This window comes from Tepidimonas fonticaldi (assembly GCF_007556755.1).
Classification (GTDB): Bacteria; Pseudomonadota; Gammaproteobacteria; order Burkholderiales; family Burkholderiaceae_C; genus Tepidimonas; species Tepidimonas fonticaldi.
Window position 1 is genome coordinate 138,794 of record NZ_VJOO01000003.1, and the last position, 20,517, is coordinate 159,310.

The following is a 20,517-nucleotide window of genomic DNA, read 5'->3' on the forward strand; positions in this document are numbered from 1 at the left end:
CGGCGCCGCCGGGACGCTATAGTCGGCGGTGGTCACCGACGCACGACCCCATTCTTGACGCCCGTCCGAGGAAACCCGCATGAGCGAGACATCCCCCCTGTACGAAACCCTGCTCACCCGCACCGAAGGGCCGGTTGGCATCATCGCCTTGAACCGCCCCAAACAGCTCAACGCCCTGAACGACCAGCTCATGAACGAGCTGGGCGCCGCGCTCAAGGCCTTCGACGCCGACGATGCGATCGGCTGCATCGTGCTGACGGGCAACGAGAAGGCCTTTGCCGCCGGCGCCGACATTGCCGCCATGGCGCGCTACACCTTCTCGGACGTCTACCGCACCGAATACATCACCCGCAACTGGGAGGCGCTGCGCCACGTGCGCAAGCCCGTCATCGCGGCGGTGGCCGGCTTCGCGCTGGGCGGCGGCTGCGAGGTGGCGATGATGTGCGACATCATCATCGCGGCTGACAACGCCAAGTTTGGCCAACCGGAGGTGAAGATCGGTGTCATCCCCGGCGCTGGTGGCACCCAGCGGCTGCCGCGCGCGATTGGCAAAGCCAAGGCCATGGACATGGCGCTGACCGGGCGCATGATGGACGCGGCCGAGGCCGAGCGCGCCGGCCTGGTCAGCCGGGTGGTGCCGCTGGACAAGCTGATGGACGAGGCGCTGGCCGTCGCGCTGTCCATCGCCGCGTTGCCGCGGCTGGCGGTGCTGGCCGCCAAGGAAGCGGTCAACCGCGCCTTCGAGGGCCCGCTGGCCGACGGCCTGATGTACGAGCGTCGGCTGTTCCACGCGATGTTTGCCACCGAGGACCAAAAGGAAGGCATGGCCGCCTTCCTGGACAAGCGCGCGCCGAACTTTCAGCACCGCTGACCGGCCGGGACCTGCGCGCCCCCGACACGTGCCCAGCCGGGGCATCAGCCCTGGTCAGGTCCGGCGCGGAATTTGGCTATAATCACGGCTTCGAATGGCGCTTTAGCTCAGCCGGTTAGAGCGACGGAATCATAATCCGCAGGTCCGGGGTTCGAATCCCTGAAGCGCCACCAAATCAATCAACGACTTAGCCCGCCAGTGAGCGGGCTTTTTTGTTGCTCGACCAGCCTTCCGTCGCCACGGTGTCGCCAAGAGCAGCCACAGTGCACGACCCGCCATCGGCTACCATCGGACGGGTTGTCAATCGCCCCCCGACATCGCCATGGACGACGCGCTGATCGCGGTATTCACGACGCTGCCCGACGAGGAGGGTGCCCGCGCGCTGGCACAGGCTTTGGTGCGCGCGCGGCTGGCAGCCTGCGTGCAGCTGCACGCCATCGCCAGCGTCTATGAGTGGAACGGCGCTGTGCAGAACGAAGCCGAGTGGCGGCTGCTGGCCAAGGCGCGCGCGGCCGACTGGCCGGCGCTGCGCGACTTCATCGCCGCGCACCACCCCTACCAATTGCCCGCCATCTGGCACACACCCATCGAGGCCAGCGAGGGCTATATGGACTGGGTTCGGCACCAGACGGCGCGACCGCCGTCGGCGTGATGCCCTTGCCGGGTCACGGGCACCACCCGAGCCCCTTGAAAACCGTTTCCGCAGCCCTTATCATTAGCACTCGTCGGCAGTGAGTGCTAACAGCACCCTCCGCCGTCTCCTTCTCACATTCTCATCGTCCTTTCGACAGGAGATCGCATGAAACTTCGTCCTCTCGCCGATCGCGTGATCGTCAAGCGCCTGGAAAACGAGACCAAGACCGCCTCGGGCATCGTGATCCCGGACAACGCCGCCGAGAAGCCCGATCAAGGCGAAGTGCTGGCCGTCGGTCCCGGCAAGACCAACGACAAGGGCGAAACCAAGCCGCTGAGCGTCAAGGTCGGCGACCGTGTGCTGTTCGGCAAGTACAGCGGCCAGACCGTCAAGGTCGACGGCGAAGAGCTGCTGGTCATGAAGGAAGACGACCTGTTCGCCGTCGTCGAGAAGTGACCCCGACCGACACCGGTCTGACAACGCTCACCTCCCCTATTCGCAAAGGAAACTGAAAAATGGCAGCAAAAGACGTCGTGTTTGGCGGCGAAGCCCGCGCCCGCATGGTCGAAGGCGTGAACATCCTGGCCAACGCGGTCAAGGTCACCCTGGGCCCGAAGGGCCGCAACGTGGTCCTGGAGCGCTCGTTCGGCGCCCCCACCGTCACGAAGGACGGTGTGTCGGTCGCCAAGGAGATCGAGCTCAAGGACAAGCTGATGAACATGGGCGCGCAGATGGTCAAGGAAGTCGCGTCCAAAACCAGCGACAACGCTGGTGACGGCACCACCACCGCCACCGTGCTGGCCCAGGCCATCGTGCGCGAGGGCATGAAGTATGTGGCCGCCGGCATGAACCCGATGGACCTCAAGCGCGGCATCGACAAGGCCGTCGAGGCGCTGGTGGCCGAGCTGAAGAAGATCAGCAAGCCCACCACCACCAGCAAGGAAATCGCCCAGGTCGGCGCCATCTCCGCCAACAGCGACGAGTCGATCGGCAACATCATTGCCGAAGCGATGGACAAGGTCGGCAAGGAAGGCGTGATCACCGTCGAAGACGGCAAGTCGCTGCAGAACGAGCTCGACGTCGTCGAGGGCATGCAGTTCGACCGCGGCTACCTGTCGCCCTACTTCATCAACAACCCGGACAAGCAGGTGGCGGTGCTGGACAACCCGTACATCCTGCTGCACGACAAGAAGATCAGCAACATCCGTGACCTGCTGCCGGCGCTGGAGCAGGTGGCCAAGGCCGGCCGTCCGCTGCTGATCATCGCCGAGGACGTCGAAGGCGAGGCGCTGGCCACCCTGGTGGTCAACACCATCCGCGGCATCCTGAAGGTGTGCGCCGTCAAGGCCCCGGGCTTCGGCGATCGCCGCAAGGCCATGCTGGAGGACATCGCCATCCTGACCGGCGGCAAGGTCATCGCCGAGGAAGTCGGCCTGACGCTGGAGAAGGTGACGCTGGCCGACCTGGGTCAGGCCAAGCGCGTCGAGGTGGCCAAGGAGAACACCACCATCATCGACGGCGCCGGCAAGGCCGAGGACATCGAAGCGCGCGTCAAGCAGATCCGCGTGCAGATCGAGGAAGCGACCTCCGACTATGACCGCGAGAAGCTGCAAGAGCGCGTGGCCAAGCTGGCCGGCGGCGTGGCGGTGATCAAGGTCGGCGCGGCCACCGAGGTCGAGATGAAGGAGAAGAAGGCCCGTGTGGAAGACGCCCTGCACGCCACCCGTGCGGCCGTCGAAGAGGGCATCGTCCCCGGCGGTGGCGTGGCGCTGCTGCGTGCCCGTCAGGCGGTGGGCGAGCTGCATGGCGCCAACGCCGACCAGGACGCCGGCATCAAGCTGGTGCTCAAGGCCATCGAAGCCCCGCTGCGCGAGATCGTGGCCAACGCCGGTGGCGAGCCCTCGGTCGTGATCAACAAGGTGCTGGAAGGCAAGGGCAACTTCGGCTTCAACGCCGCCAACGACACCTATGGCGACATGATCGAGATGGGCATCCTGGACCCGACCAAGGTGACCCGCACCGCGCTGCAAAACGCCGCTTCCGTGGCCGGCCTGATGCTGACCACCGAGTGCATGGTCGCCGAGACGCCGAAGGCCGAAACCCCGGCGCCGGCTGCCGGCGGCATGGGCGGCATGGGCATGGACATGTAATCGGCCAGCCCAGTCGTCTACGCTCTGCATGAAGCCCGCCAAGCACCGCTTGGCGGGCTTTTTTCATTCATGGCCCGGCGATGGCGCGGGACAGGCTGGCGTTGGGCGGGCTGCCGTTGGGAATCAGCGCGCGGATGTCGCGCTCGTAGGCCTGCAACTGGCTGGCGGCCCGGGCCCGCTGCTCTGGGGTGGCCTGGGCGTGCCAGTCGGCCAGCCAGCTACAGCCCTCAACCCATACGGCCGCCTGATGCGCGGCCAGCACCGGGTCGGGCGATTGCCAGGTCCGCGCCCACAGGGCACGCACCTCCGCGACGGCAACGTCGGGGGCTTGGCCGCGCAGGCGACGGGCCGTTTCCAGCCAGTCGTTCTGGCGGCGCTGCCGCTCCGCCCAGGCCCGGTCGGGGCGGGGGTCGACGGCCCGCAGGCGCTCGCGCAACCAGCGGCGCTGGGTCTCGTCGAGGCGGCCGTAGAACATCTCCAAACGCTCGCGGGTTCGGCTCAGGCGCACGCCCCGATCGATGTCGGACTCCCCCCAGTCGCGGCGCCATTCCCGGTCACCTTCCGCCAGGCGCTCGCGCCAGTGGGCCAGTTGGGCATCGGTCAGGGTGGGCAGCCAATGGGCCAGATCGTCGACCGTGCGGTCGGCGGCCTGGCGCAGCAGAGCGCGCACCGCGTCGGCCTCGCGGCAAACGGTGTCGGCGTCGAGGGGGCCGATCACCAGGGTCTGCCAGCGCCGCAACAGGGCGGCAATGGCGGGGAGCTGCTCGCGGCGGTGCCATTGGTGCCAGCGGCGGGTGGCCTCGTCCAGCCCCTGGCGCTGGGGGGCATCCAGGTCCCACAAGCTGTCCAGCCGCCACATCACCACGGTGGGCAGCCGGTTGTAGGCCAGACCGATCACGCTGCATCCGGCGGCCGCCACGGCCACGACGCCCACCGCCACCCAACGCCCCATGGCGCGCCAGCGGTGCGGCGGCGCAGGGCGCGGCGGTTGCGGGGCGTGCATGGCGGGTGGATCGCGGTGCGCGGAACAGGGTTCCGGGGCGGCCCGCCCCGGGACGGTCAGGCCCGCGTCTCCCGCTCGCGGCTCAGCGCGATGAAGCGGGCGAGGTGATGGTCTTCGTCGCCCAATTCGTGGTCGACCATGACCAAGCGCTTGGCGTAGTGCGACAGCGGCAGTTCCCACGTCATGCCGATGCCGCCATGCAGCTGAATGCTCTCCTCGGCGACCTGGGTGCCGGCGCGGCCGATGGTGGCTTTGGCGGCCGCGATAAGGCGGTCGCGCTCGAGCGGGTCGTCCCCGTCGAAGGCGGCCGCGGCGTTGATGACGGCCGAGCGCGATTGCTCGACCGCCATCCACAGATCGACCGCACGGTGCTGCAGCGCCTGAAAGCTGCCGATCGGGCGCCCAAACTGGCGGCGCGTCTGCAGGTAGTCGCGCGTCATGCGCAACGCGACCTCCATGGCGCCGAGTGCCTCGGCGCACAGGGCGAGCGCCCCACAGGCCAGCCCATGCGCCAACACCTGGCGCGCCCGCGCCGGGCCGGCCACCAAGGCGTCGGCCGGCACTCGCACCGCGGTCAGGGTCACATCCGCGGCGCCACCGCCATCGATGCGGGGATAGGTGCGCACCGACACGCCGGGTGTGCCGCGCGGCACCCAAAACAGCGCGATGCCCTCCGCATCGCGCACGGCGCCGGACAGCCGGGCCGACACCAGCCAGCCCTCGGCCTGGCCGCCATGCGGCACGACCGCCTTGTGACCGTCGAGCACCCAGCCCCCGGCATCATGCTGGGCGGTGGTGGCGACGTGGGTGGGTTCGTAGTGGGCATCGGGCTCCTCGTGGGCCAGCGCGACGACCGCGCCGGCAGCCAGCCGCTCCAGCCACGCGGCCCACGCCTGCGGGGCGTCGGCGCGGGCCAGCATCTGCCCCACCACCGCGGCCCCGAGCAGGGGTTCGATCACCAGGGCCCGGCCCGCGCTTTCGAACACGGTGGCGATGTCAAAGCCGCCCCCGCCCAATCCCCCGGCAGACTCGGGCAGCAGCGCCGCGACGGCCCCCAGCTCCACCAGCCCGGCCCACAGGTCCACGTCGTACCCCTGGGGCGTGGCGGCCGCTGCATGGCGACGGTCGATGGGGTAGCGCTGCGCCAGATAGCGGTCCAGCGAGTCGGCCAGCATGCGCTGGTCATCGGTGAGCGAAAAGTCCATGGGTGGCCCTCCTCACAGGCCGAGCACCGTCTTGGCGACGATGTTTTTCTGAATCTCGTTGGAGCCGCCGAAGATCGACAGCTTGCGGTAGTTGAAATACTGCGCCGCGGCACTGGCCGCCCCGGCGGGACCGACCGCCTGATCGGCGCCCTCCAGCGTCAGCGCCGCCTCGATCCACGGCAGCGCATAGGGGCCCACGGCGCGGCGGGTCAGGCTCAGGATCTCCTGCCGCACCTGCGTGCCCAGGATCTTGAGCAGCGAACTCTGCGGCCCCGGCGCACCGCCACCGGCCACCGCCGCCAGCACGCGCAGGTTGGTGGTCTTGAGGTTCTCCAGCTCGATTTCCACGCGCGCCAGCCGGGCGGCGAACAGCGGATCCTCGATCAGCGGCCGTCCGCCCTTGTGCACCGCACGCGCGATGACCTTGAGCCGCTCTAGCCCCGCGACCGAAAAGCCGATGCCGGCGATGTTGGTGCGCTCGTAGGTCAACAAATACTTGGCGATCGTCCAGCCCTGGTTCTCCGCGCCGACCAGGCGGTCCGCCGGCACGCGCACGTCGGTCAGAAACACCTCGTTGACCTCGTGCTCGCCGTCCAGCGTGATGATGGGCCGCACCTCCACGCCCGGGCTGTCGAGGTCGATGAGCAGAAAACTGATGCCCTCCTGCGGCTTGGCGTTGCGGTCGGTGCGCACGAGGCAAAACATCCGGTTGGCGTAGTGCCCCAGCGTCGTCCACGTCTTTTGGCCGTTGACGACGTAGTGGTCGCCGTCGCGCACCGCGGTGGTCTTGAGCGACGCCAAGTCCGAGCCGGCCCCCGGCTCCGAGTAGCCCTGGCACCACCAGTCCGAGCCGTCCAGGATGCGCGGCAGCCAGTGGCGCTTCTGCGGCTCGGAGCCATATTTGATCAGCACCGGGCCCAGCATGTTGACGCCGAACGGCACGATGCGCGGCGCGCCGGCCAGCGCACATTCGTTCTCGAAAATAAAGCGCTGCACCGGCCCCCAGCCGGGGCCGCCCCATTCGCGCGGCCAGTGGCTGGCCAGCCAACCCCGCGCGTGCAGGATGGCGTGCCAGCGCGCCATGTCGTCGCGCGTCAGGCGCAGGCCCTGCCGGACCTTGGTGGCCAGTTCGGGCGGCAGCTCGTCGCGCAGAAAGGCGCGCACCGCGTCGCGAAAGGCGCTCTCGTCGGGGGACAATCGCAAATCCATACAGGCTCCCAAGGCTACCGGCCCACGATTGTGCGCAGGCGCCGCGGACTGTGCCACAGGCGCCTGTCCAACGGGCGACGCCGGGCAGATCGGCCGATTTTGTCGCTATAATGCAGGGCTTACCGATCCCCGATAGCTCAGTCGGTAGAGCGCCGGACTGTTAATCCGTAGGTCCCTGGTTCGAGCCCAGGTCGGGGAGCCAAAAACACACCGCCAAGCCCGCCATCGCGCGGGCTTTGGTTTTTTGGCCCCCGATACCGACCAACCCCGGTATGCCCCTCACACCGATGAGCGCCAGCGCGCCAGCGTGCGCAGCAGCGCCGTATTGACGTGTGAGAGGGCGAAGCCTTCCTCCTGCATCCGGGCGGGCAGGTGTTGCGACTGCGCCGGGTCGGCCAGCCGCCGGGCCAGGTCCAGGTACACGCCGTACGGCCCCTCCCCTGCCAGCAGCGCCTCGGTGATCGCTTCGGACAGGGGCACGCGCTCCAAGGCCTGCGCCAGCGGCACGCGCAGCCAGCGATCCAGCGTGGAAAACAGCCCCGTGAGATAGATTTCGGTGGCCAGTTCGTGTTGGGCACCGGCATCCATGAGCATTTGCATCAACTGCGCACGCAGCACCAGGGCTTGGCGCACGGGCTGCAGATCGGGGTCGGACACCGCGCCGGGCAGCAGCCGGAGCAACGCATCGCGGAAACGCCGCTCGCCCAGCAACAGGACGGCCTGCCGCACACTGGACACCTCGCGCCCGGTGCCGAAGGCATCGCCGTTGACCAACTGCAGCAAGCGGTAGGTCAGCAGCACGTCGCTGTGCACCAGACCGATCACCGTCTCGATGGACGCCTCGCGCAGCAGGGCCTGCTGCACGCGCAACAGCGCGCCCTTGTCGACCCCCAGGGCACTTGCGGGGCGGGACGCCAGCGCATCGTCATCCGGCCAGCCCACCACCCCCCAGGCTTGGCGCACATCCAGGCAGTGCGCAGCGAGGGCGACTTGGCCGATCGCCCCATACAACTGCCCCGGCAGCACGGGGCTGTCGGCGGGCCGCTGCGCGGACAGGGCCTGTCGCACATGGTCGGGCCACAGGTGCAGCAGGTAGCGGAAGCGCTCGGCCGCGCTCCCGGTGACGGGATGCGCACGGGCCAAGGGCAGGTTTTGCACCAGCCGGTGCCCCAGGCGCCGGGCCTGCGTCAGGGCCTGCAGCAGCTCCGGCGGCATGCGCGGGCCAAAGTCCGGCACCTCGAGCCAGACGTGATCCGGCGGCGACGCCGACAAGGCCTGCAAAACGGGACGCTGGTCGGCAAACGCCACCAGCAGGAATGGCGATCCGGCAGACCACCAGTCGGCCATCGCATGCAGCAGGTGAGGAGCATCGACGCCGTCGTCCAGCAGGCGCGCCTGCAGGCGTGCGCCGATCAGGCGGCGCCCGTCACCCCAGATCGGCTGATACGTGAAGACCGCGTGGTCCAGCGGATTGAAGCCCATGGCGCCGACACTGTAGCCGAAGTCGGCACCGCCGCCCACGTGACGGCCGGGGCGCCGTCAGGCCAGGTATTGGAACAGCGACAGCCGCTGCACCTGCGCATACGACGACAGCCCGGCCTGGTACGCCAACTGCTGGGTCTGGAAGCGCGAGATGGCCTCGACCATGTCCAGATCCGTCAGATCGGACTGCTGCTCGATGTGATAGTCCTCGCGCGCCTTCAGGGCCGTCTGCACCGCGTCGGCCCGGTTGAGCCAGTCGCCCAACTGGCCGCGGGCGGAGAGCACGGCGTCGAGCCGCACGGTCAGATTGGCGTTCGCCTGGCCGAGTTCGGTGGCGAGTTGATTGGCGGACAAACTGGGGTTTTTCAGCGCGATGATGGCGCGATCGAGCGTTTCCCAAATGCTGTCGTTGGCCTGCGTCCCCGACGGGCCGAAAATCCGCTCGCCATCCAGGATATGGGGCAACGACGTCTCGGTTGGCGCACTTTGGCCGGCGACACCCTGCCACTGCACGATCCGGCTGTCGTTGCCATAGGTTTGCGGCGTCGGCGCGACGACGCTCTCCACGAACGGCTGCCCGCTCGTGTTGAGCGTTCCCTGCCCCATGAACAGCGGCCGCCCCAGCGTGTCCTGCGTGTTGGAAAGCGCCAGAATGCGCTCGCGGATGCCCTCCAGCTCGTCGGCGATGGTGCGGCGGTCGCTGGCGTTGAGCGCGCCGTTGCCCCCCTGCACGATCAGTTCCTTGGCGCGCAGATACAGGTCGTTGACGTCCCCAAGGGTGCTTTCACTCAGCTCGATGTTGCGCCGCGCCGCCTCCAGCGCGCGCTGGTCGGACTGGATGCGCTGCATGCGAGCCTGCTCACGCTCGGCCAAGGCCGCGGCCGACGGGTCGTCGCTGATGCGGCGCACGCGCTTGCCGGAGGAGAGCTGGTCCTGCAGCTCCGCGAGCTGCGCGCCGCGCTGCTGCAGCCGGTTGATCGTGCTGTCGTAGCTGTAGGCCGTGGCCACGCGGTAGACGGTCGACATGATGGGCCTCGTCAACGGAAGGTGCTGATCAGCGTGTCGAAGATGGACTGCACGGTCTGCAGGTATTTGGCCGAGGCTTGATACGCCTGCTGGAACTGCAGCAAGCGCGCGGCCTCTTCGTCGAGGTTGACGCCGGCCTGGTTGGCGCGGCGCTGCTCGGCGTCGTCGGCCTGCGCCTTGGAAAAGCTGGCGCGCGTGGCAGCCTCGTTGACGCGCGAGGCGAGGTTGGAGAACACCGCCACATAGCCCTCCGACAGCTTGATGCTGCCGTCGAACATCACCTGGTCGCGCAGCGCCAGCATCGCCTGGGCGTTGCTGCCGTTGAACACAACCCCGGTGGGAGGGGTGTTCTGGAGCTGGAAGCCGTCGCCCGCATTGGGCTGCCCCCGCAGCGTGATCTTCACCTCCACCGTATCGGAACCCGAGGTGTAGGTGAAGGTCATCGGCTCGCCCGGCGTATACGCCACGGACGCGGGCGAAAACCCCGCCAGGGCAAAGGTGTTGGGCGCGGTGAACGTCAGGTTGGCGGGCAGGGGCGGCGTGGCCCACGAGCCCGCCGTCACGGTGGCGGAGACGGCCTCGATCGTGGCGTTGCCGGTGTTGGAGGGATTTTGCGACAGCGTCACCCGGCCGGCTGCGGCCAATTCCGCCGGCCGCGAGAGCGCCATGCGCAGCGAACCCGCGGCCGTGGCGCCGGGGGACAGCATGAAGCGATCCCCCGCCGCCGGTGAGGTCGGCACACTCAGCGTCAGCCCCTCCAGGGAGTAGCCGTTGACGGTGACCGGGGCGGCGGCGTTGGCCTGCCAGCCGCTGCCGTTCCAATACCACCCGTCGCTGCCGCGCCGGATCAGCGCTTGCGTTCCGGAGGTAAATTCCAGAATGTAATCCTCGGCCTTCAGCTGGGTCGGATCGGCCACCGTCGCGCTCACGCTGCCGCCGCCCGTGTTGGTGGAGGCCGGCTTGCCGCTCAACGCATCGTAGGTCAGCAGGTCGGCACCGGCATTGCCCAGCAGGTTCAGACCGCTTTGCTGCTGGCGATTCACGGTCGTGGCCAAAGCCAGCGCCATGCGGCCCAGTTCGGCCTGGGTGCGGATGACGTCGCGGTTGACGAAGTCGAGCAGGCCCTTGAGCTTGCCGCCGCTCAGAAAGTCGGCCGGCACGTCGTAGGCACTCGCCCCTTGCACGAACTGCAACTGGATCTGGCGGTCGCCGTCCAGCTCGGCGCGCGGCACGCGCAGTTCGGCCGCGCGGTTGCCCAGCACCAGCGGCAGGCTGCCGGCCACGAACACCGAAAGCGTACCGTCGTCGGCACGCAGCGTGGTCACCTGCACCTGATCGTTGAGCTGCGCGATCAGGCGATCGCGCTGGTCGAGCAGGTCGTTGGGGCTGGCGCCGGTGCCCTGGGTGCGCGCGATGGCGTCGTTGACGCTGGCGATCGCCTGCGCCAGGCGGTTGATCTCCTTGGTCACTTCGGTCGCCTGCAGGCGCGCACCGGTGGCGATCTCGTCGATGCGCGCGGCACCGTCGCGGATGCGCGCGGCCAGCGCATCGAACTGGTCCAGCACCACCTGCCGCGCCGCGCTGTCGTTGGGGCTGGAGGCCACATCGGTCCAGGCGTTGAGCGCATCGTTGAGCAGCTTGCCCAGACTGCCGTCCCCCAGCGGAAAAAGCGACTCCACACCCTGCAAATACTGCAGGCGCACCTGGTCGGCCGCCGCGGTCGCGCGGGTGACGTTGGACTCCCGCGTCAAAAACGCGTCATAGCCCACCCGGGTCACCGCCTCGATCTGCACCCCCTTGCCAAAGTAGCCGCTGCCCATTTGCTGCCCGGGCACGGAGTTGAGCTCCACGCGCTGGCGCGTGTAGCCCTCGGTGTTGGCATTGGCGATGTTGTGGCCGATGACCTGCAGCACGGACTGGTTGGTGGTCAGCGCGCGGGTGGCGATGTTGAGGGCGCTCATGATGTTCTCCCGCCCCTCACGCCAGGGCACGCTGCAGCTGCAGCGTGGTGTTGATGACGCGGCTCAGCTTGGCCGCGTACTGCGGGTCGGTGGCGTAGCCGGCCTGCTGAAGCTGCTGGGCGAATGCCTGCGGCGAGTGCAGGTTGCGCACCACTGCCTGGTAGCGCGGGCTGCCGGTGATCAGCCGCGCGTAGTCTCGGAACGCCTCGGCGTAGCTGTCGTAGGCGCGAAAGCGCTGCACCATCTTGCGCGGCTGGCCGTCCACGTACTCGGTGGTGGTGACCTCAGCGACCTTGCCGCTCCAGCCCGGGCCGGCCTTGATGCCGAACAGGTTGTGCGAGTTGCCGCCGTCGGCGGTGCGGATCTCGCTGCGGCCCCAGCCGGTCTCGTGCGCGGCCTGACCGATCATGAAGGCGGCGGGGATGCCGGTTTCGCGCTGCACCTGCTGCGCCGCGCTGCGGTGCTGCTCGACGAACGCGGCCTGCGACGCCGTCGGGCGCGGCACCGCCCCTGCGCTGGGGGGCGTCGCCGGGGTGGTGGCGGCGGGCGCAGCACCACCGTCCGCCGCACGCGGCCGCGACGTGGGGTCGATCTGCTGCTGCAACTGGCGCTCGATCATCTCGCTCAGCCCCCCCGGCAGGCCGGTCATCTTGACCGCCCACTGCTCATCGAGCAGGTCCATGCCCAGGTCGGTGCCTTCGTTGTCCATCAAACCGCTCTTCATCGTCGCCTCGCGCATCGACTTGAGCAGTTCGCGCATGAACAGCGCCTCGAACTGACGGGCGGTCTCCTTCAGCGCCGCCTTCGGGTCGCGGCCGGCGGCGCCCTTGAGGGCGTCGAGGCTGCGGGCATCCGCCGCCAGCCCGCGCGCGGCGTCGGCCCCCAGGGTGAAGCGCACGTCGGCCACCATGTCAGATCACCTCCAGCTCGGCCTTCAGCGCCCCGGCCGCCTTGAGCGCCTGCAGGATGGCGAGCAAATCCTGCGGCGTGGCGCCCAGCTTGTTGAGCGCGCGCACCACGTCCGCCAGCTGCGCGGAGGCCTCCACCTCGATGATCTTGCCGCCGTCTTGCTGGACCTGGATGTCCGCCTTCTCGGTCACGACGGTCTGGGCCCCCGGGGGCGCCAGCGGCGGCGGCTGGCTGACCTGCGGGGTGGAGCTGATGCTGATGGAGAGGTTGCCGTGCGCGATGGCCGCCGGCGCGAGCTTGACCGCCTGGTTCAGCACCACCGAGCCGGTGCGGGCGTTGAAGACGACGCGCGCGGTCGGCGTGGCCAGCTCCACCGGCAGATCCTCCAGACTGGCCAGGAACGCCACGCGCTCGTTGGGGTCGCGCGGCGCGCGCACCTGCACCGTGCGGCCGTCCAGCGCCTGCGCGGTGCCGTCGCCGATGGCGCGGTTGATCGCCGCCGCCACGCGCGAGGCGGTCTGAAAGTCGTCCGCCCGCAGCGCCAGCGTGACCCCCTCGCCCAGCAGCAGCGGTGTCGGCACGGTGCGCTCCACCAGCGCGCCGTTGGGGATGCGGCCGGCATTCAGGTGGTTGACGGTGACGCTGCTGCCGCCGGCCGACGCCCCGGCCCCGGCCACCACCAGGCTGCCCTGCGCCAGCGCGTAGACCTGCCCGTCGGCGCCGCGCAGCGGCGTCTGGATCAGCGTGCCGCCGCGCAGCGACTTGGCGCTGCCGACCGACGACACCGTCACATCGATCGTCTGCCCGGGCCGGGCAAACGCCGGCAGATCGGCCGTCACCAGCACCGCGGCGACGTTCTTCGGCTGCACCGTCACGCCCTGCGGCAGGCTGATGCCCATTTGCTGCATGAAATTGGCCAGGCTGCGGGTGGTGTAGGCGTTGTTGCCGTCACCCGTGCCGTCCAGCCCCACCACCAGGCCGTAGCCGACCAACTGGTTGCTGCGCACGCCCTGCACGGCGGCCACGTCCTTGACGCGCGTGGCCTGCGCCGGGGCCGGCATCAGGGCCGAGGCGGCCATGATCGTCATGGCGGCCAGCAGCCCGCGGGGGAGAAAAGTCCATCGGTTCATCGCGCATCACCTCGTGAACCGATTGTGGAAAAACTTTAGAACGGCAAAAGCGTCAAAAAGAACCGTGCCAGCCAGCCAAATGTTTGCGCATCGGCCGGCGCCCCGCGACCGCGCGACAGCACGCGCACGTTGGCCACCTGGGTGCTGGGCACGACGTTGCCCGGCTGGATGACGCGCGGGTCCACCGTGCCGCTGAACTGCAGCACGTCCACCGCCTGGTTGACGCCGATCTGCTTCTCGCCGATGACGACCAGGTGGCCATTGGGCAGCACCTCGGTCACCACCGCGGTGATGGAGCCGCGGAAGGTGTTGCTGGCCTCGGTCTTGCCGTCGCCCTTGAAGGTGTTGCTGGACTTGGCGCCGGTGGTCAGATCGCCCAGCACCGTGCCGGTGACGAACGGAAAGGCCGACACGCTCGCGCCGATGCTGCTTTCGCGCGCCACATCGGTCTTGGCGCTTTGCGAGGCGGACAGCGACTCGGTGATCTGGATCGTCAGCACATCGCCCGGCAGGCGCGCGCGGTGGTCCTCGAAGCCCGGCCGGTACGCCACCGCGGTGTAGAGCGAGCCGCTGGGCGCTTCGGTCACGGCCGGGCGCGTCTGCGGGTAGCGGATGCCGTCCTCGGGCGGTTTGGCCAGATCCACGTCCGGAATCTGGGACAGCGAGGCGCAGCCTCCCAGCAGGGCGGCGGCGGCCACGGCGAGCAGGCGGCGGGCGGCGTTCATGGCAAGGCTCCGGCAGGGGTGGGGATCACAGCTGCGTCAGGCGCTGCAGCATCTGGTCGGACGTGGTCACGGCCTTGGAGTTGAGCTCGTAGGCGCGCTGGGTCTGGATCATGTTGACCAGCTCCTGCACGACGTTGACGTTGGAGCTTTCCAGATAGCCTTGCAGCGTCTGCCCAAAGCCTTCGGCCCCCGGGGGCCCTTCGACGGGCGCCCCCGAGACCTGCGACTCGCGAAACAGGTTTTGCCCGAGCGGTTCCAGCCCAGCGGGATTGATGAAATTGGCCAGTGTGATTTGGCCGATGACCTGGGGCTGGGCGGCGTTGCCCACGGTGGCGGTCACCGTGCCGTCCTTGCCGATGGTCAGGCTGCGGGCGTTTTGCGGCACCTGGATGGCGTCGGCCAACGGATAGCCCTGGTTGGTCACCAGCTGCCCCTCGTTGAGCTTGAAGCTGCCATCGCGCGTGTAGGCGATGCTGCCGTCGGGCAGCTGCACGCGGAAAAATCCGTTGCCGTTGATGGCCACAGCCAGGTTGTCGTCCTCTTGCCGGAGGTTGCCCTGGGTGTAGGTGCGCGCCGTGGCCACCGTGCGCACGCCCAGGCCGATCTGCAGCCCGGTGGGCAGCTCGGCGTTTTCGGTGGCGTTGCCGCCCACCTGCCGCAGGTTTTGGTAGATCAGGTCCTCGAACAGCGCCGTGCTGCGCTTGAAACCCGGCGTCCCCACGTTGGCCAGGTTGTGCGAGATGACGTCCAACTGCGTCTGCAGGGCCTGCATGCCCGTCTTGGCGATCTGAAGCGAATTGATCATGAGAATTCTCCCGCTCAGGCGTTGAGGCTGAGCAACTGCGCGGCGCTCTGGTCGTTCTTCTCGGCGTTTTGCAACATCCGCATTTGCACTTCGTACTGGCGCGTGGCCGCGATCATGTCCACCATGGCCTGGATGGGATCGACGTTGGAGCCCTCCAGCATGCCGTCGATCAGGGTGGCGTTCTGGTCGGCCGGCAGGGGCTGGCCGTCACCGCCCCGAAACAGCCCGTCCTCGCCGCGCACCAGCTTTTGGCCCGCCTCCGGGGTCACCAGCTTCAGGCGGCCGACCTCCTGCGGGGCTTGCTCGCCCACCTTGGCGGTGACGGTGCCGTCGCGCCCGATGCGCACCTGCGCCCCCTCGGGGATGGTGAGCGGCGCACCCCCGGTCCCCAGCATCGGCAGGCCATTGAAGCCGACCAGGTTGCCCTGGGCATTCACCTGCAACGCGCCGGCGCGGGTGTAGGCCTCGGTGCCATCCAGGGCCTGGATGGCGAAGAAGGCGTTGCCCACGGCGGCCACATCCAGCGGGCGCCCGGTGTTTTGCATCGGTCCCGCCTTGTCCAGGTAGCCCGGCGTCGCCTCCAGCGCATGCACCCGCGTCGTCGCCCCCTCGCCCTGCAGAGGCACCGCGCGAAACGTCGACAGCTCGGCCCGAAAGCCGGTGGTGGTGACGTTGGCCAGGTTGTGCGCGATGACCTGATGGCGCTGCATCGCCGCAGACGCCCCGGACAGCGTGGTGTAGATGACGCGGTCCATGCCTTACTCCTCGCGACCTCAGCGCAGGTTGACCAGCGTTTGCTGCACCTGGTCCTGCGTCTTGATCGTCTGCGCATTGGCCTGGTAGTGCCGCTGCGCCACGATCATGTTGACCAGCTCCTGCGTCAGGTCGACGTTGGACTCTTCCAGCGCGCCGGAGCGGATCAGGCCGAAGCGGCCGGTCAGCGGCTGGCCGATGATGGGGTCACCCGACGCCTGCGTCTTCTGCCAGTACCCGCCGTTGACGGGTTGCAGCCCCTGAACGTTGCGGAAGCGGGTCAGCATGATCTGACCGTTGGCCTGGCTCACCCCATTGGAGTAGCGGGCCGTGATGACACCGTCTTCCCCCACGTTAATCGAGGTCAGCTCGCCAGAGGGGTAGCCGTCTTGGGCGACCTCGTAAACCGCAAACTTGGAGCCAAACTGCGTGACCGTGGCCGCTGCGGGGTTGGTGGGATCGCCAAAATTCAGCGCCACATCGATGTTCGTGGCGGGCAGCCCGGCCGTGGCGTTGACCGCGCCAGCCGCAATCTGGATGTTGGTCAGCGTCAGCGGCAGCGTGGGCTTGCCGGTCGCCGGATCGAACGAGATCGTTCCCAGATTGGTTTCCGTGGCCGGCGTATTGGGCGGATCGGTGGGCTGATAAACGGACACGACGTCCCAGGCGTTGGCCGCCGTCTTCACGAAATAGAGCTGCACCGGAATCGCGTTGCCCAGGGTGTCGTACACATTCATGGACGTGCCGAACTCCTTGTTGGCTGCCGTCAACGGTGCACCGACCGTTTGCACATCGGCCCGCGAGTCCAGGTTCATCGTCAGCTTGAGTTCCGTCGACATCTTGGGGTCGATGTTCTTGCCGGTCGGCAGATTCAACGGGACCGGCTCCACCGACGTCGGCTTGCCGGCGGTGTCGGTCTGATACCCGAGCAGCTTGGCCCCATTGTTGGTGATGATGTTGCCGTCGCGGTCGAGCTTGAACTCGCCGTTGCGCGTGTAGGCCAGGGAGCCGTCCGCCATCTGCACCGAGAAGAAGCCCTCCCCGTTGATGGCCATGTCCATGTTGTTGCCCGTGACCTTGATGTTGCCTTGCGTGAACATCTGGGCCACGGTGGCCACGCTCACGCCAATGCCGCCGTTGCTGCCGCCAGCCGCCCCGAGCGAGGCAGCGTACATTTCGGCAAACTCCGCCCGACCGGCCTTCATCCCGGTGGTGTTGGCGTTGGCGATGTTGTGGCCGATGACGTCCAGGTTCTTGCTGGCGGCGTTCAATCCAGACAGGCCGGTTCCGAAACTCATGGTGTGCTCCTCGTCGGGCAATAAACAACAAACGGATCAAAGAAAGGCCAGGACCTGGTCGTAAGCCAGCGTGCCGCCATCGGTGCGCAGGCGCAGCGCGCCCTCGACCAAGCCCACCGACTGCACCTTGTGCAGCGCCAGCGGGGTGGCCGTGACGGACTGCCCGCCGCCCGTGGCGGTGACGCGCAGCGTGGCGACGCGGGCCGGGTCGACCGACCCGAGCGGCCACTCGAACGTCTGCAGGCCCGCCCCCCGTCCGCCCAAATCGACGGTGCCCAGCACCTCGCCGGCGCGGCCCAGAATCTCGACGCTCACGCGGTCCGCGGCACCAGCCAGATTGAACGCGCCGCGTGCCTTGCCGTCGGCCACGACCAGGCCGTTGCCTTCGCTCGCCACCTCGCGGCCCACGAGCTGGGCGCCCTGGATGCTGCTGACCATGCCGAACTGCGTCGCCAGGCTCTTGAGCGTCTCGTTGACCTGCTGCAGGCCGACCACCTGGTTGATCTGCGCCATCTGCGTGGTCATCTGCGCGTTGTCCAGCGGATTGAGCGGATCCTGGTTGTTGAGCTGCGCGACGAAGAGCTTGAGAAACCGCTCCTGCGCGGCCTTGGGGTCGGTCGATTCGGCCTGCGCGCCGCCGCGGGCGTTGTAGGCGTCGATCTCGCTGTTGCTCAAGGGGGTCATGAACATGGCGTCTGTCCTTCGATGCGGGGATCACTGCCCCATCTGCAGGGTCTTCAACAACAGCGACTTGGCTGTGTTCATGACCTCGACGTTGTTTTGGTACGAGCGCGCCGTGGCGATCATGTTGACCATCTCCTCCACCGGGTTGACGTTGGAATAGGTCACATAACCCTGCGCATCGGCGCTGGGATGGTGCGGGTTGTAGACGCGGCGGTTGGGCGCATCGCTTTCCACCACCGTCTTGACCTTGACCCCGGCCGATGCGGGCTCACCCATCGGCACGGTCTCGAACATCACTTGCCGCGCCTTATAGCCCCGCCCGTCGGGGCCCGCGACCGCGTCGGCATTCGCCAGGTTGCTGGCCACGGTGTTGAGGCGCTGGGCCTGGGCGCTGATGGCGCTGCCCGAGACATCGAAGATGCGAAACATCGACATGGCGGCCTCCCGATCACTGGCCCTGGATGGCGCTGAGCATGGTCTTGACATGCCCGTTGATGAAGCGCAGCGTCGATTCGTACTGGACCGCGTTGTCGACGAAGTTGGCGCGCTGCTGGTCCAGATCCACGCTGTTTTGGTCCAACGACGGCTGGGTCTGCACGGTGTAAGCGACCTTGACCCGATCAACCACGCCCGCGGCGCTGTGCACCGCCGTGCGCAGGTGCCGCGGATCGCTGCCCGCCAGCCCGTCGCTGGCCGAGAGGGCCGTGCGGCGCGTGGCGGCACGGGCCTCTTGCAGAGCGGAGCGAAAGTCGAAATCCCGCGCGACATAGCCCGCGGTTTCGGCGTTGGCGATGTTGCTCGCGATGACCTGCTGACGGTAGGCGCGCAACTGCAGGGCCTGTCCCAGCAGGTCCATGCGATCGGTCAGTCGGTTCAACATGGCGGCCTCGGCGGTTGGCGTGACAAGATTGGCAATTGCCCGGAGGGTCTGGACGGTGTCGCGATTCCGTCGCTCGATGAAGACATTGTCAAAAACTTGAGGGCGGACGAAGCGGCGATAAGCACCCCCCGAAGCGGCGCATTTCGGGCGATTGCTTAGGGGCCTGCCGGCCTACAGTGCGCTTGTGTTCTGCTCGGCCCGACCCTCCTCTCCCCGCTGGCGGCAAACGATGTCGGCCGGCTTGGCGGCAGCCGCCCTGCTGTGGGGCGGCGGGGTTGCGCAGGCGCAGCCCCAGACGCCGCAGCCCGCTGCGGCCGAGCTGGGTTCCGCCCCGTGGCGTGCCCAGATCGGCCAATGGCTCAACGGCGAGGTGGGGCAGCAATTGCGCGAGGGCACCCTGCCCGTGCCGCTGCGGGCCGACATCGAGGTCGGCACCCTGGACAGCCGCCTGCGCTTGGCGCCCTGCCAGCGGGTGGAGCCCCACCTGCCCCCTGGCACCCGGCTGTGGGGCCGCAGCCGCATCGGGCTGCGCTGCACCGAGGGGCCGGTGCCCTGGAACGTCTTCCTGCCGATCTATGTGCGGGTCTGGGGGCCGGGCTGGGTGCTGCGGCGCCCGGTCGCGCCGGGCGAGACGCTGACCGCCGAGCATGCCGAACCCACCGAAGTGGAGTGGACCGCCCACCGCGACAGCGTGCTGGTCGCGCCCAAAGACTGGGTGGGACTGGAAGCCGCGCGCGGTCTGGCCGCCGGACAGGTACTGCGCACCGGGTTGGTGCGCGCGCCCTACGCCTTTGGCATGGGCAGTGTGGTGCGGGTGCGGGTCGAAGGCCAAGGCTTTACACTGACCGCCACCGCCGAGGCACTGGGCGACGGGCGCGTGGGCGAGTCCGTGCGCGTGCGGCTGGCCAACCGCCGGGTGCTGACCGGCACCGTGGTGGATGCCCAGACGGTCTCGGTTCCCTTGTGAATCCCCACAAACGTCAAAAAAGGGGTAAAGTCCGGGCTCATCCTGCCGATAACGCTCTCAGATGACCTCTGGTACGGGGTCTGGAGAGTGCCATGAAAGTCAACAACTCGCCTGAATCCAAGTTCGGCCTGCCGACTCCGGTGTCCAAGCGCACCGCGGAGGGGGTGAGTTCGCCCGCGACCAGCAATGCGCCGACGCCCGCCGAGACGGCCAGCGCCAGCGTCAAGTTCTCCCCGGTCACGCAAGCCATGACCAACGGTGTGGCACGCTCCGGCACGGACAGCTTCGACGCCGCCAAGGTGGAGGCCATGCGGACCGCCATCCAAAACGGCAGCTTTTCGGTGAACGCCGAAGCCATTGCCGACAAATTGCTCAGCAGCGCCCGCGAGCTGCTCGGTGTGGCCGCGGCCGGAGCGCGCCGCTCCAGTTGATGGCATTCCATGGCCGACGTCGATTGGACGCCTGCGCTCGAAGGACTGCGTGATCGGCTCGATCAAGCCTTGCAAGTGTTGACACGGCATGCCGCCGGCGAGGTGGATGCCGACGCCTGGGTGGCGGCCTGCGCCGATCTGGCTCAGGCCTTTTCGGCCGTGCGCCCGCTGATTCAGCGCCCCGCTCCCGCCAACCGCCCCGCGGATGTGGCCGTGCTGCTGGCCGATATCGGCCAACGGCTGCTCACCCTGAACGACCTGCAGGCCCGCTTGTCGGGTGCGACGCGCCACGCGCTGGCGCAACTGCTGCCACAGGACGATTTGCAGGCCTACACCCGCCTGGGGCGTCAGCGCCCAGGCCGCGGTGGCGTGGGCGGCTACGGCTGACCGCAGC

At 68.4% G+C, this 20,517-nt stretch carries 22 protein-coding genes and 2 tRNA genes; 9 read left to right on the forward strand and 15 right to left on the reverse strand.

What is annotated here, in order from left to right; genetic code table 11:
* Nucleotides 1–79: 79 nt before the first annotated feature.
* The 5 genes from Tfont_RS02905 to groL all read left to right on the forward strand — a co-directional run bounded on the left by Tfont_RS02905 (nucleotide 80) and on the right by groL (nucleotide 3,655).
* A complete protein-coding gene (locus tag Tfont_RS02905) occupies nucleotides 80–871 on the forward strand; it encodes an enoyl-CoA hydratase (RefSeq protein WP_143968316.1) in 792 nt (263 codons plus the stop codon).
* A gap of 96 nt (nucleotides 872–967) precedes the next feature.
* Nucleotides 968–1,044, forward strand: a tRNA-Met gene (locus Tfont_RS02910).
* Nucleotides 1,045–1,193: 149 nt separating this feature from the next.
* Nucleotides 1,194–1,523: a divalent-cation tolerance protein CutA gene (gene cutA / locus Tfont_RS02915; protein WP_143968317.1), complete on the forward strand. Its 330-nt coding sequence runs from the start codon at nucleotides 1,194–1,196 to the stop codon at nucleotides 1,521–1,523.
* A 147-nt stretch (nucleotides 1,524–1,670) separates the two neighbouring features.
* Entirely contained in the window at nucleotides 1,671–1,961 is a 291-nt protein-coding gene (gene groES / locus Tfont_RS02920) for a co-chaperone GroES (protein ID WP_068608443.1), read from the forward strand.
* Nucleotides 1,962–2,020: 59 nt separating this feature from the next.
* On the forward strand, nucleotides 2,021–3,655 hold the full coding sequence (gene groL / locus Tfont_RS02925) for a chaperonin GroEL (RefSeq protein ID WP_143968318.1): 1,635 nt from the start codon (nucleotides 2,021–2,023) through the stop codon (nucleotides 3,653–3,655).
* 67 nt (nucleotides 3,656–3,722) lie between these two features.
* Here groL and Tfont_RS02930 read toward each other — a convergent pair whose 3' ends face one another.
* Genes Tfont_RS02930 through Tfont_RS02940 form a run of 3 tightly spaced genes read right to left on the reverse strand, consistent with a single transcriptional unit; the run spans nucleotide 3,723 to nucleotide 7,072 of the window.
* Nucleotides 3,723–4,658: a DUF6279 family lipoprotein gene (locus Tfont_RS02930; RefSeq protein WP_143968319.1), complete on the reverse strand. Its 936-nt coding sequence runs from the start codon at nucleotides 4,656–4,658 to the stop codon at nucleotides 3,723–3,725.
* Between the two features lie 56 nt (nucleotides 4,659–4,714).
* Nucleotides 4,715–5,863 carry an acyl-CoA dehydrogenase family protein gene (locus tag Tfont_RS02935; protein ID WP_143968320.1) on the reverse strand — a complete coding sequence of 383 codons (1,149 nt, stop codon included), beginning with the start codon at nucleotides 5,861–5,863 and terminating at the stop codon, nucleotides 4,715–4,717.
* Nucleotides 5,864–5,875: 12 nt separating this feature from the next.
* Entirely contained in the window at nucleotides 5,876–7,072 is a 1,197-nt protein-coding gene (locus tag Tfont_RS02940) for an acyl-CoA dehydrogenase family protein (RefSeq protein ID WP_068608435.1), read from the reverse strand.
* A 126-nt stretch (nucleotides 7,073–7,198) separates the two neighbouring features.
* Between Tfont_RS02940 and Tfont_RS02945 the strand changes: the two genes are divergently transcribed.
* Nucleotides 7,199–7,274, forward strand: a tRNA-Asn gene (locus Tfont_RS02945).
* Nucleotides 7,275–7,351: 77 nt separating this feature from the next.
* On the opposite strand, the gene Tfont_RS02950 is transcribed toward Tfont_RS02945, so the two are convergent.
* Genes Tfont_RS02950 through flgB form a run of 12 tightly spaced genes read right to left on the reverse strand, consistent with a single transcriptional unit; the run spans nucleotide 7,352 to nucleotide 18,725 of the window.
* Nucleotides 7,352–8,554 (reverse strand): HDOD domain-containing protein, encoded by a 1,203-nt coding sequence (locus tag Tfont_RS02950; protein WP_143968321.1) that lies wholly within the window; start codon nucleotides 8,552–8,554, stop codon nucleotides 7,352–7,354.
* A gap of 57 nt (nucleotides 8,555–8,611) precedes the next feature.
* On the reverse strand, nucleotides 8,612–9,580 hold the full coding sequence (locus Tfont_RS02955; protein ID WP_143968322.1) for a flagellin N-terminal helical domain-containing protein: 969 nt from the start codon (nucleotides 9,578–9,580) through the stop codon (nucleotides 8,612–8,614).
* Nucleotides 9,581–9,591: 11 nt separating this feature from the next.
* Complete coding sequence (gene flgK / locus Tfont_RS02960) at nucleotides 9,592–11,541, reverse strand: flagellar hook-associated protein FlgK (RefSeq protein ID WP_143968323.1); 1,950 nt, start codon at nucleotides 11,539–11,541, stop codon at nucleotides 9,592–9,594.
* A gap of 16 nt (nucleotides 11,542–11,557) precedes the next feature.
* Complete coding sequence (gene flgJ / locus Tfont_RS02965; RefSeq protein WP_143968324.1) at nucleotides 11,558–12,451, reverse strand: flagellar assembly peptidoglycan hydrolase FlgJ; 894 nt, start codon at nucleotides 12,449–12,451, stop codon at nucleotides 11,558–11,560.
* Between the two features lies 1 nt (nucleotide 12,452).
* Entirely contained in the window at nucleotides 12,453–13,580 is a 1,128-nt protein-coding gene (locus Tfont_RS02970; RefSeq protein WP_068608426.1) for a flagellar basal body P-ring protein FlgI, read from the reverse strand.
* A 35-nt stretch (nucleotides 13,581–13,615) separates the two neighbouring features.
* Nucleotides 13,616–14,305 (reverse strand): flagellar basal body L-ring protein FlgH, encoded by a 690-nt coding sequence (locus Tfont_RS02975; RefSeq protein ID WP_068608424.1) that lies wholly within the window; start codon nucleotides 14,303–14,305, stop codon nucleotides 13,616–13,618.
* A 25-nt stretch (nucleotides 14,306–14,330) separates the two neighbouring features.
* Nucleotides 14,331–15,110: a flagellar basal-body rod protein FlgG gene (gene flgG / locus Tfont_RS02980; RefSeq protein ID WP_143968325.1), complete on the reverse strand. Its 780-nt coding sequence runs from the start codon at nucleotides 15,108–15,110 to the stop codon at nucleotides 14,331–14,333.
* Between the two features lie 14 nt (nucleotides 15,111–15,124).
* A complete protein-coding gene (gene flgF, locus Tfont_RS02985; protein ID WP_068608420.1) occupies nucleotides 15,125–15,865 on the reverse strand; it encodes a flagellar basal-body rod protein FlgF in 741 nt (246 codons plus the stop codon).
* Between the two features lie 18 nt (nucleotides 15,866–15,883).
* Nucleotides 15,884–17,161: a flagellar hook protein FlgE gene (gene flgE, locus Tfont_RS02990; protein ID WP_068609785.1), complete on the reverse strand. Its 1,278-nt coding sequence runs from the start codon at nucleotides 17,159–17,161 to the stop codon at nucleotides 15,884–15,886.
* Between the two features lie 36 nt (nucleotides 17,162–17,197).
* Complete coding sequence (locus Tfont_RS02995) at nucleotides 17,198–17,851, reverse strand: flagellar hook assembly protein FlgD (RefSeq protein ID WP_068608418.1); 654 nt, start codon at nucleotides 17,849–17,851, stop codon at nucleotides 17,198–17,200.
* 24 nt (nucleotides 17,852–17,875) lie between these two features.
* Nucleotides 17,876–18,280 carry a flagellar basal body rod protein FlgC gene (gene flgC / locus Tfont_RS03000; protein WP_143968326.1) on the reverse strand — a complete coding sequence of 135 codons (405 nt, stop codon included), beginning with the start codon at nucleotides 18,278–18,280 and terminating at the stop codon, nucleotides 17,876–17,878.
* 13 nt (nucleotides 18,281–18,293) lie between these two features.
* Entirely contained in the window at nucleotides 18,294–18,725 is a 432-nt protein-coding gene (gene flgB / locus Tfont_RS03005) for a flagellar basal body rod protein FlgB (protein WP_143968327.1), read from the reverse strand.
* 229 nt (nucleotides 18,726–18,954) lie between these two features.
* Between flgB and flgA the strand changes: the two genes are divergently transcribed.
* The 3 genes from flgA (at nucleotide 18,955) to Tfont_RS03020 (ending at nucleotide 20,510) form a co-directional block, all read left to right on the forward strand.
* Nucleotides 18,955–19,692, forward strand: coding sequence for a flagellar basal body P-ring formation chaperone FlgA (gene flgA / locus Tfont_RS03010; RefSeq protein ID WP_143968328.1), 738 nt, complete (start codon nucleotides 18,955–18,957; stop codon nucleotides 19,690–19,692).
* Nucleotides 19,693–19,784: 92 nt separating this feature from the next.
* Nucleotides 19,785–20,123: a flagellar biosynthesis anti-sigma factor FlgM gene (gene flgM / locus Tfont_RS03015; RefSeq protein WP_068608409.1), complete on the forward strand. Its 339-nt coding sequence runs from the start codon at nucleotides 19,785–19,787 to the stop codon at nucleotides 20,121–20,123.
* 9 nt (nucleotides 20,124–20,132) lie between these two features.
* A complete protein-coding gene (locus tag Tfont_RS03020; RefSeq protein WP_143968329.1) occupies nucleotides 20,133–20,510 on the forward strand; it encodes a hypothetical protein in 378 nt (125 codons plus the stop codon).
* The last annotated feature ends 7 nt before the right edge of the window (nucleotides 20,511–20,517 follow it).

What these genes read in the sequence shown, in the direction of transcription:
- groES (WP_068608443.1), top strand. Translation starts at nt 1,671, where the DNA reads ATGAAACTTCGTCCTCTCGCCGATCGCGTGATCGTCAAGCGCCTGGAA.
- flgB (WP_143968327.1), bottom strand. Translation starts at nt 18,725, where the DNA reads ATGTTGAACCGACTGACCGATCGCATGGACCTGCTGGGACAGGCCCTG.
- flgA (WP_143968328.1), top strand. Translation starts at nt 18,955, where the DNA reads ATGTCGGCCGGCTTGGCGGCAGCCGCCCTGCTGTGGGGCGGCGGGGTT.
- flgM (WP_068608409.1), top strand. Translation starts at nt 19,785, where the DNA reads ATGAAAGTCAACAACTCGCCTGAATCCAAGTTCGGCCTGCCGACTCCG.
- Tfont_RS02950 (WP_143968321.1), bottom strand. Translation starts at nt 8,554, where the DNA reads ATGGGCTTCAATCCGCTGGACCACGCGGTCTTCACGTATCAGCCGATC.
- Tfont_RS02930 (WP_143968319.1), bottom strand. Translation starts at nt 4,658, where the DNA reads ATGCACGCCCCGCAACCGCCGCGCCCTGCGCCGCCGCACCGCTGGCGC.
- flgJ (WP_143968324.1), bottom strand. Translation starts at nt 12,451, where the DNA reads ATGGTGGCCGACGTGCGCTTCACCCTGGGGGCCGACGCCGCGCGCGGG.
- Tfont_RS02940 (WP_068608435.1), bottom strand. Translation starts at nt 7,072, where the DNA reads ATGGATTTGCGATTGTCCCCCGACGAGAGCGCCTTTCGCGACGCGGTG.
- Tfont_RS02905 (WP_143968316.1), top strand. Translation starts at nt 80, where the DNA reads ATGAGCGAGACATCCCCCCTGTACGAAACCCTGCTCACCCGCACCGAA.
- Tfont_RS02955 (WP_143968322.1), bottom strand. Translation starts at nt 9,580, where the DNA reads ATGTCGACCGTCTACCGCGTGGCCACGGCCTACAGCTACGACAGCACG.
- flgK (WP_143968323.1), bottom strand. Translation starts at nt 11,541, where the DNA reads ATGAGCGCCCTCAACATCGCCACCCGCGCGCTGACCACCAACCAGTCC.
- flgG (WP_143968325.1), bottom strand. Translation starts at nt 15,110, where the DNA reads ATGATCAATTCGCTTCAGATCGCCAAGACGGGCATGCAGGCCCTGCAG.
- flgC (WP_143968326.1), bottom strand. Translation starts at nt 18,280, where the DNA reads ATGTCGATGTTTCGCATCTTCGATGTCTCGGGCAGCGCCATCAGCGCC.
- Tfont_RS03020 (WP_143968329.1), top strand. Translation starts at nt 20,133, where the DNA reads ATGGCCGACGTCGATTGGACGCCTGCGCTCGAAGGACTGCGTGATCGG.
- groL (WP_143968318.1), top strand. Translation starts at nt 2,021, where the DNA reads ATGGCAGCAAAAGACGTCGTGTTTGGCGGCGAAGCCCGCGCCCGCATG.
- Tfont_RS02935 (WP_143968320.1), bottom strand. Translation starts at nt 5,863, where the DNA reads ATGGACTTTTCGCTCACCGATGACCAGCGCATGCTGGCCGACTCGCTG.
- flgF (WP_068608420.1), bottom strand. Translation starts at nt 15,865, where the DNA reads ATGGACCGCGTCATCTACACCACGCTGTCCGGGGCGTCTGCGGCGATG.
- Tfont_RS02975 (WP_068608424.1), bottom strand. Translation starts at nt 14,305, where the DNA reads ATGAACGCCGCCCGCCGCCTGCTCGCCGTGGCCGCCGCCGCCCTGCTG.
- flgE (WP_068609785.1), bottom strand. Translation starts at nt 17,161, where the DNA reads ATGAGTTTCGGAACCGGCCTGTCTGGATTGAACGCCGCCAGCAAGAAC.
- cutA (WP_143968317.1), top strand. Translation starts at nt 1,194, where the DNA reads ATGGACGACGCGCTGATCGCGGTATTCACGACGCTGCCCGACGAGGAG.
- Tfont_RS02995 (WP_068608418.1), bottom strand. Translation starts at nt 17,851, where the DNA reads ATGTTCATGACCCCCTTGAGCAACAGCGAGATCGACGCCTACAACGCC.
- Tfont_RS02970 (WP_068608426.1), bottom strand. Translation starts at nt 13,580, where the DNA reads ATGAACCGATGGACTTTTCTCCCCCGCGGGCTGCTGGCCGCCATGACG.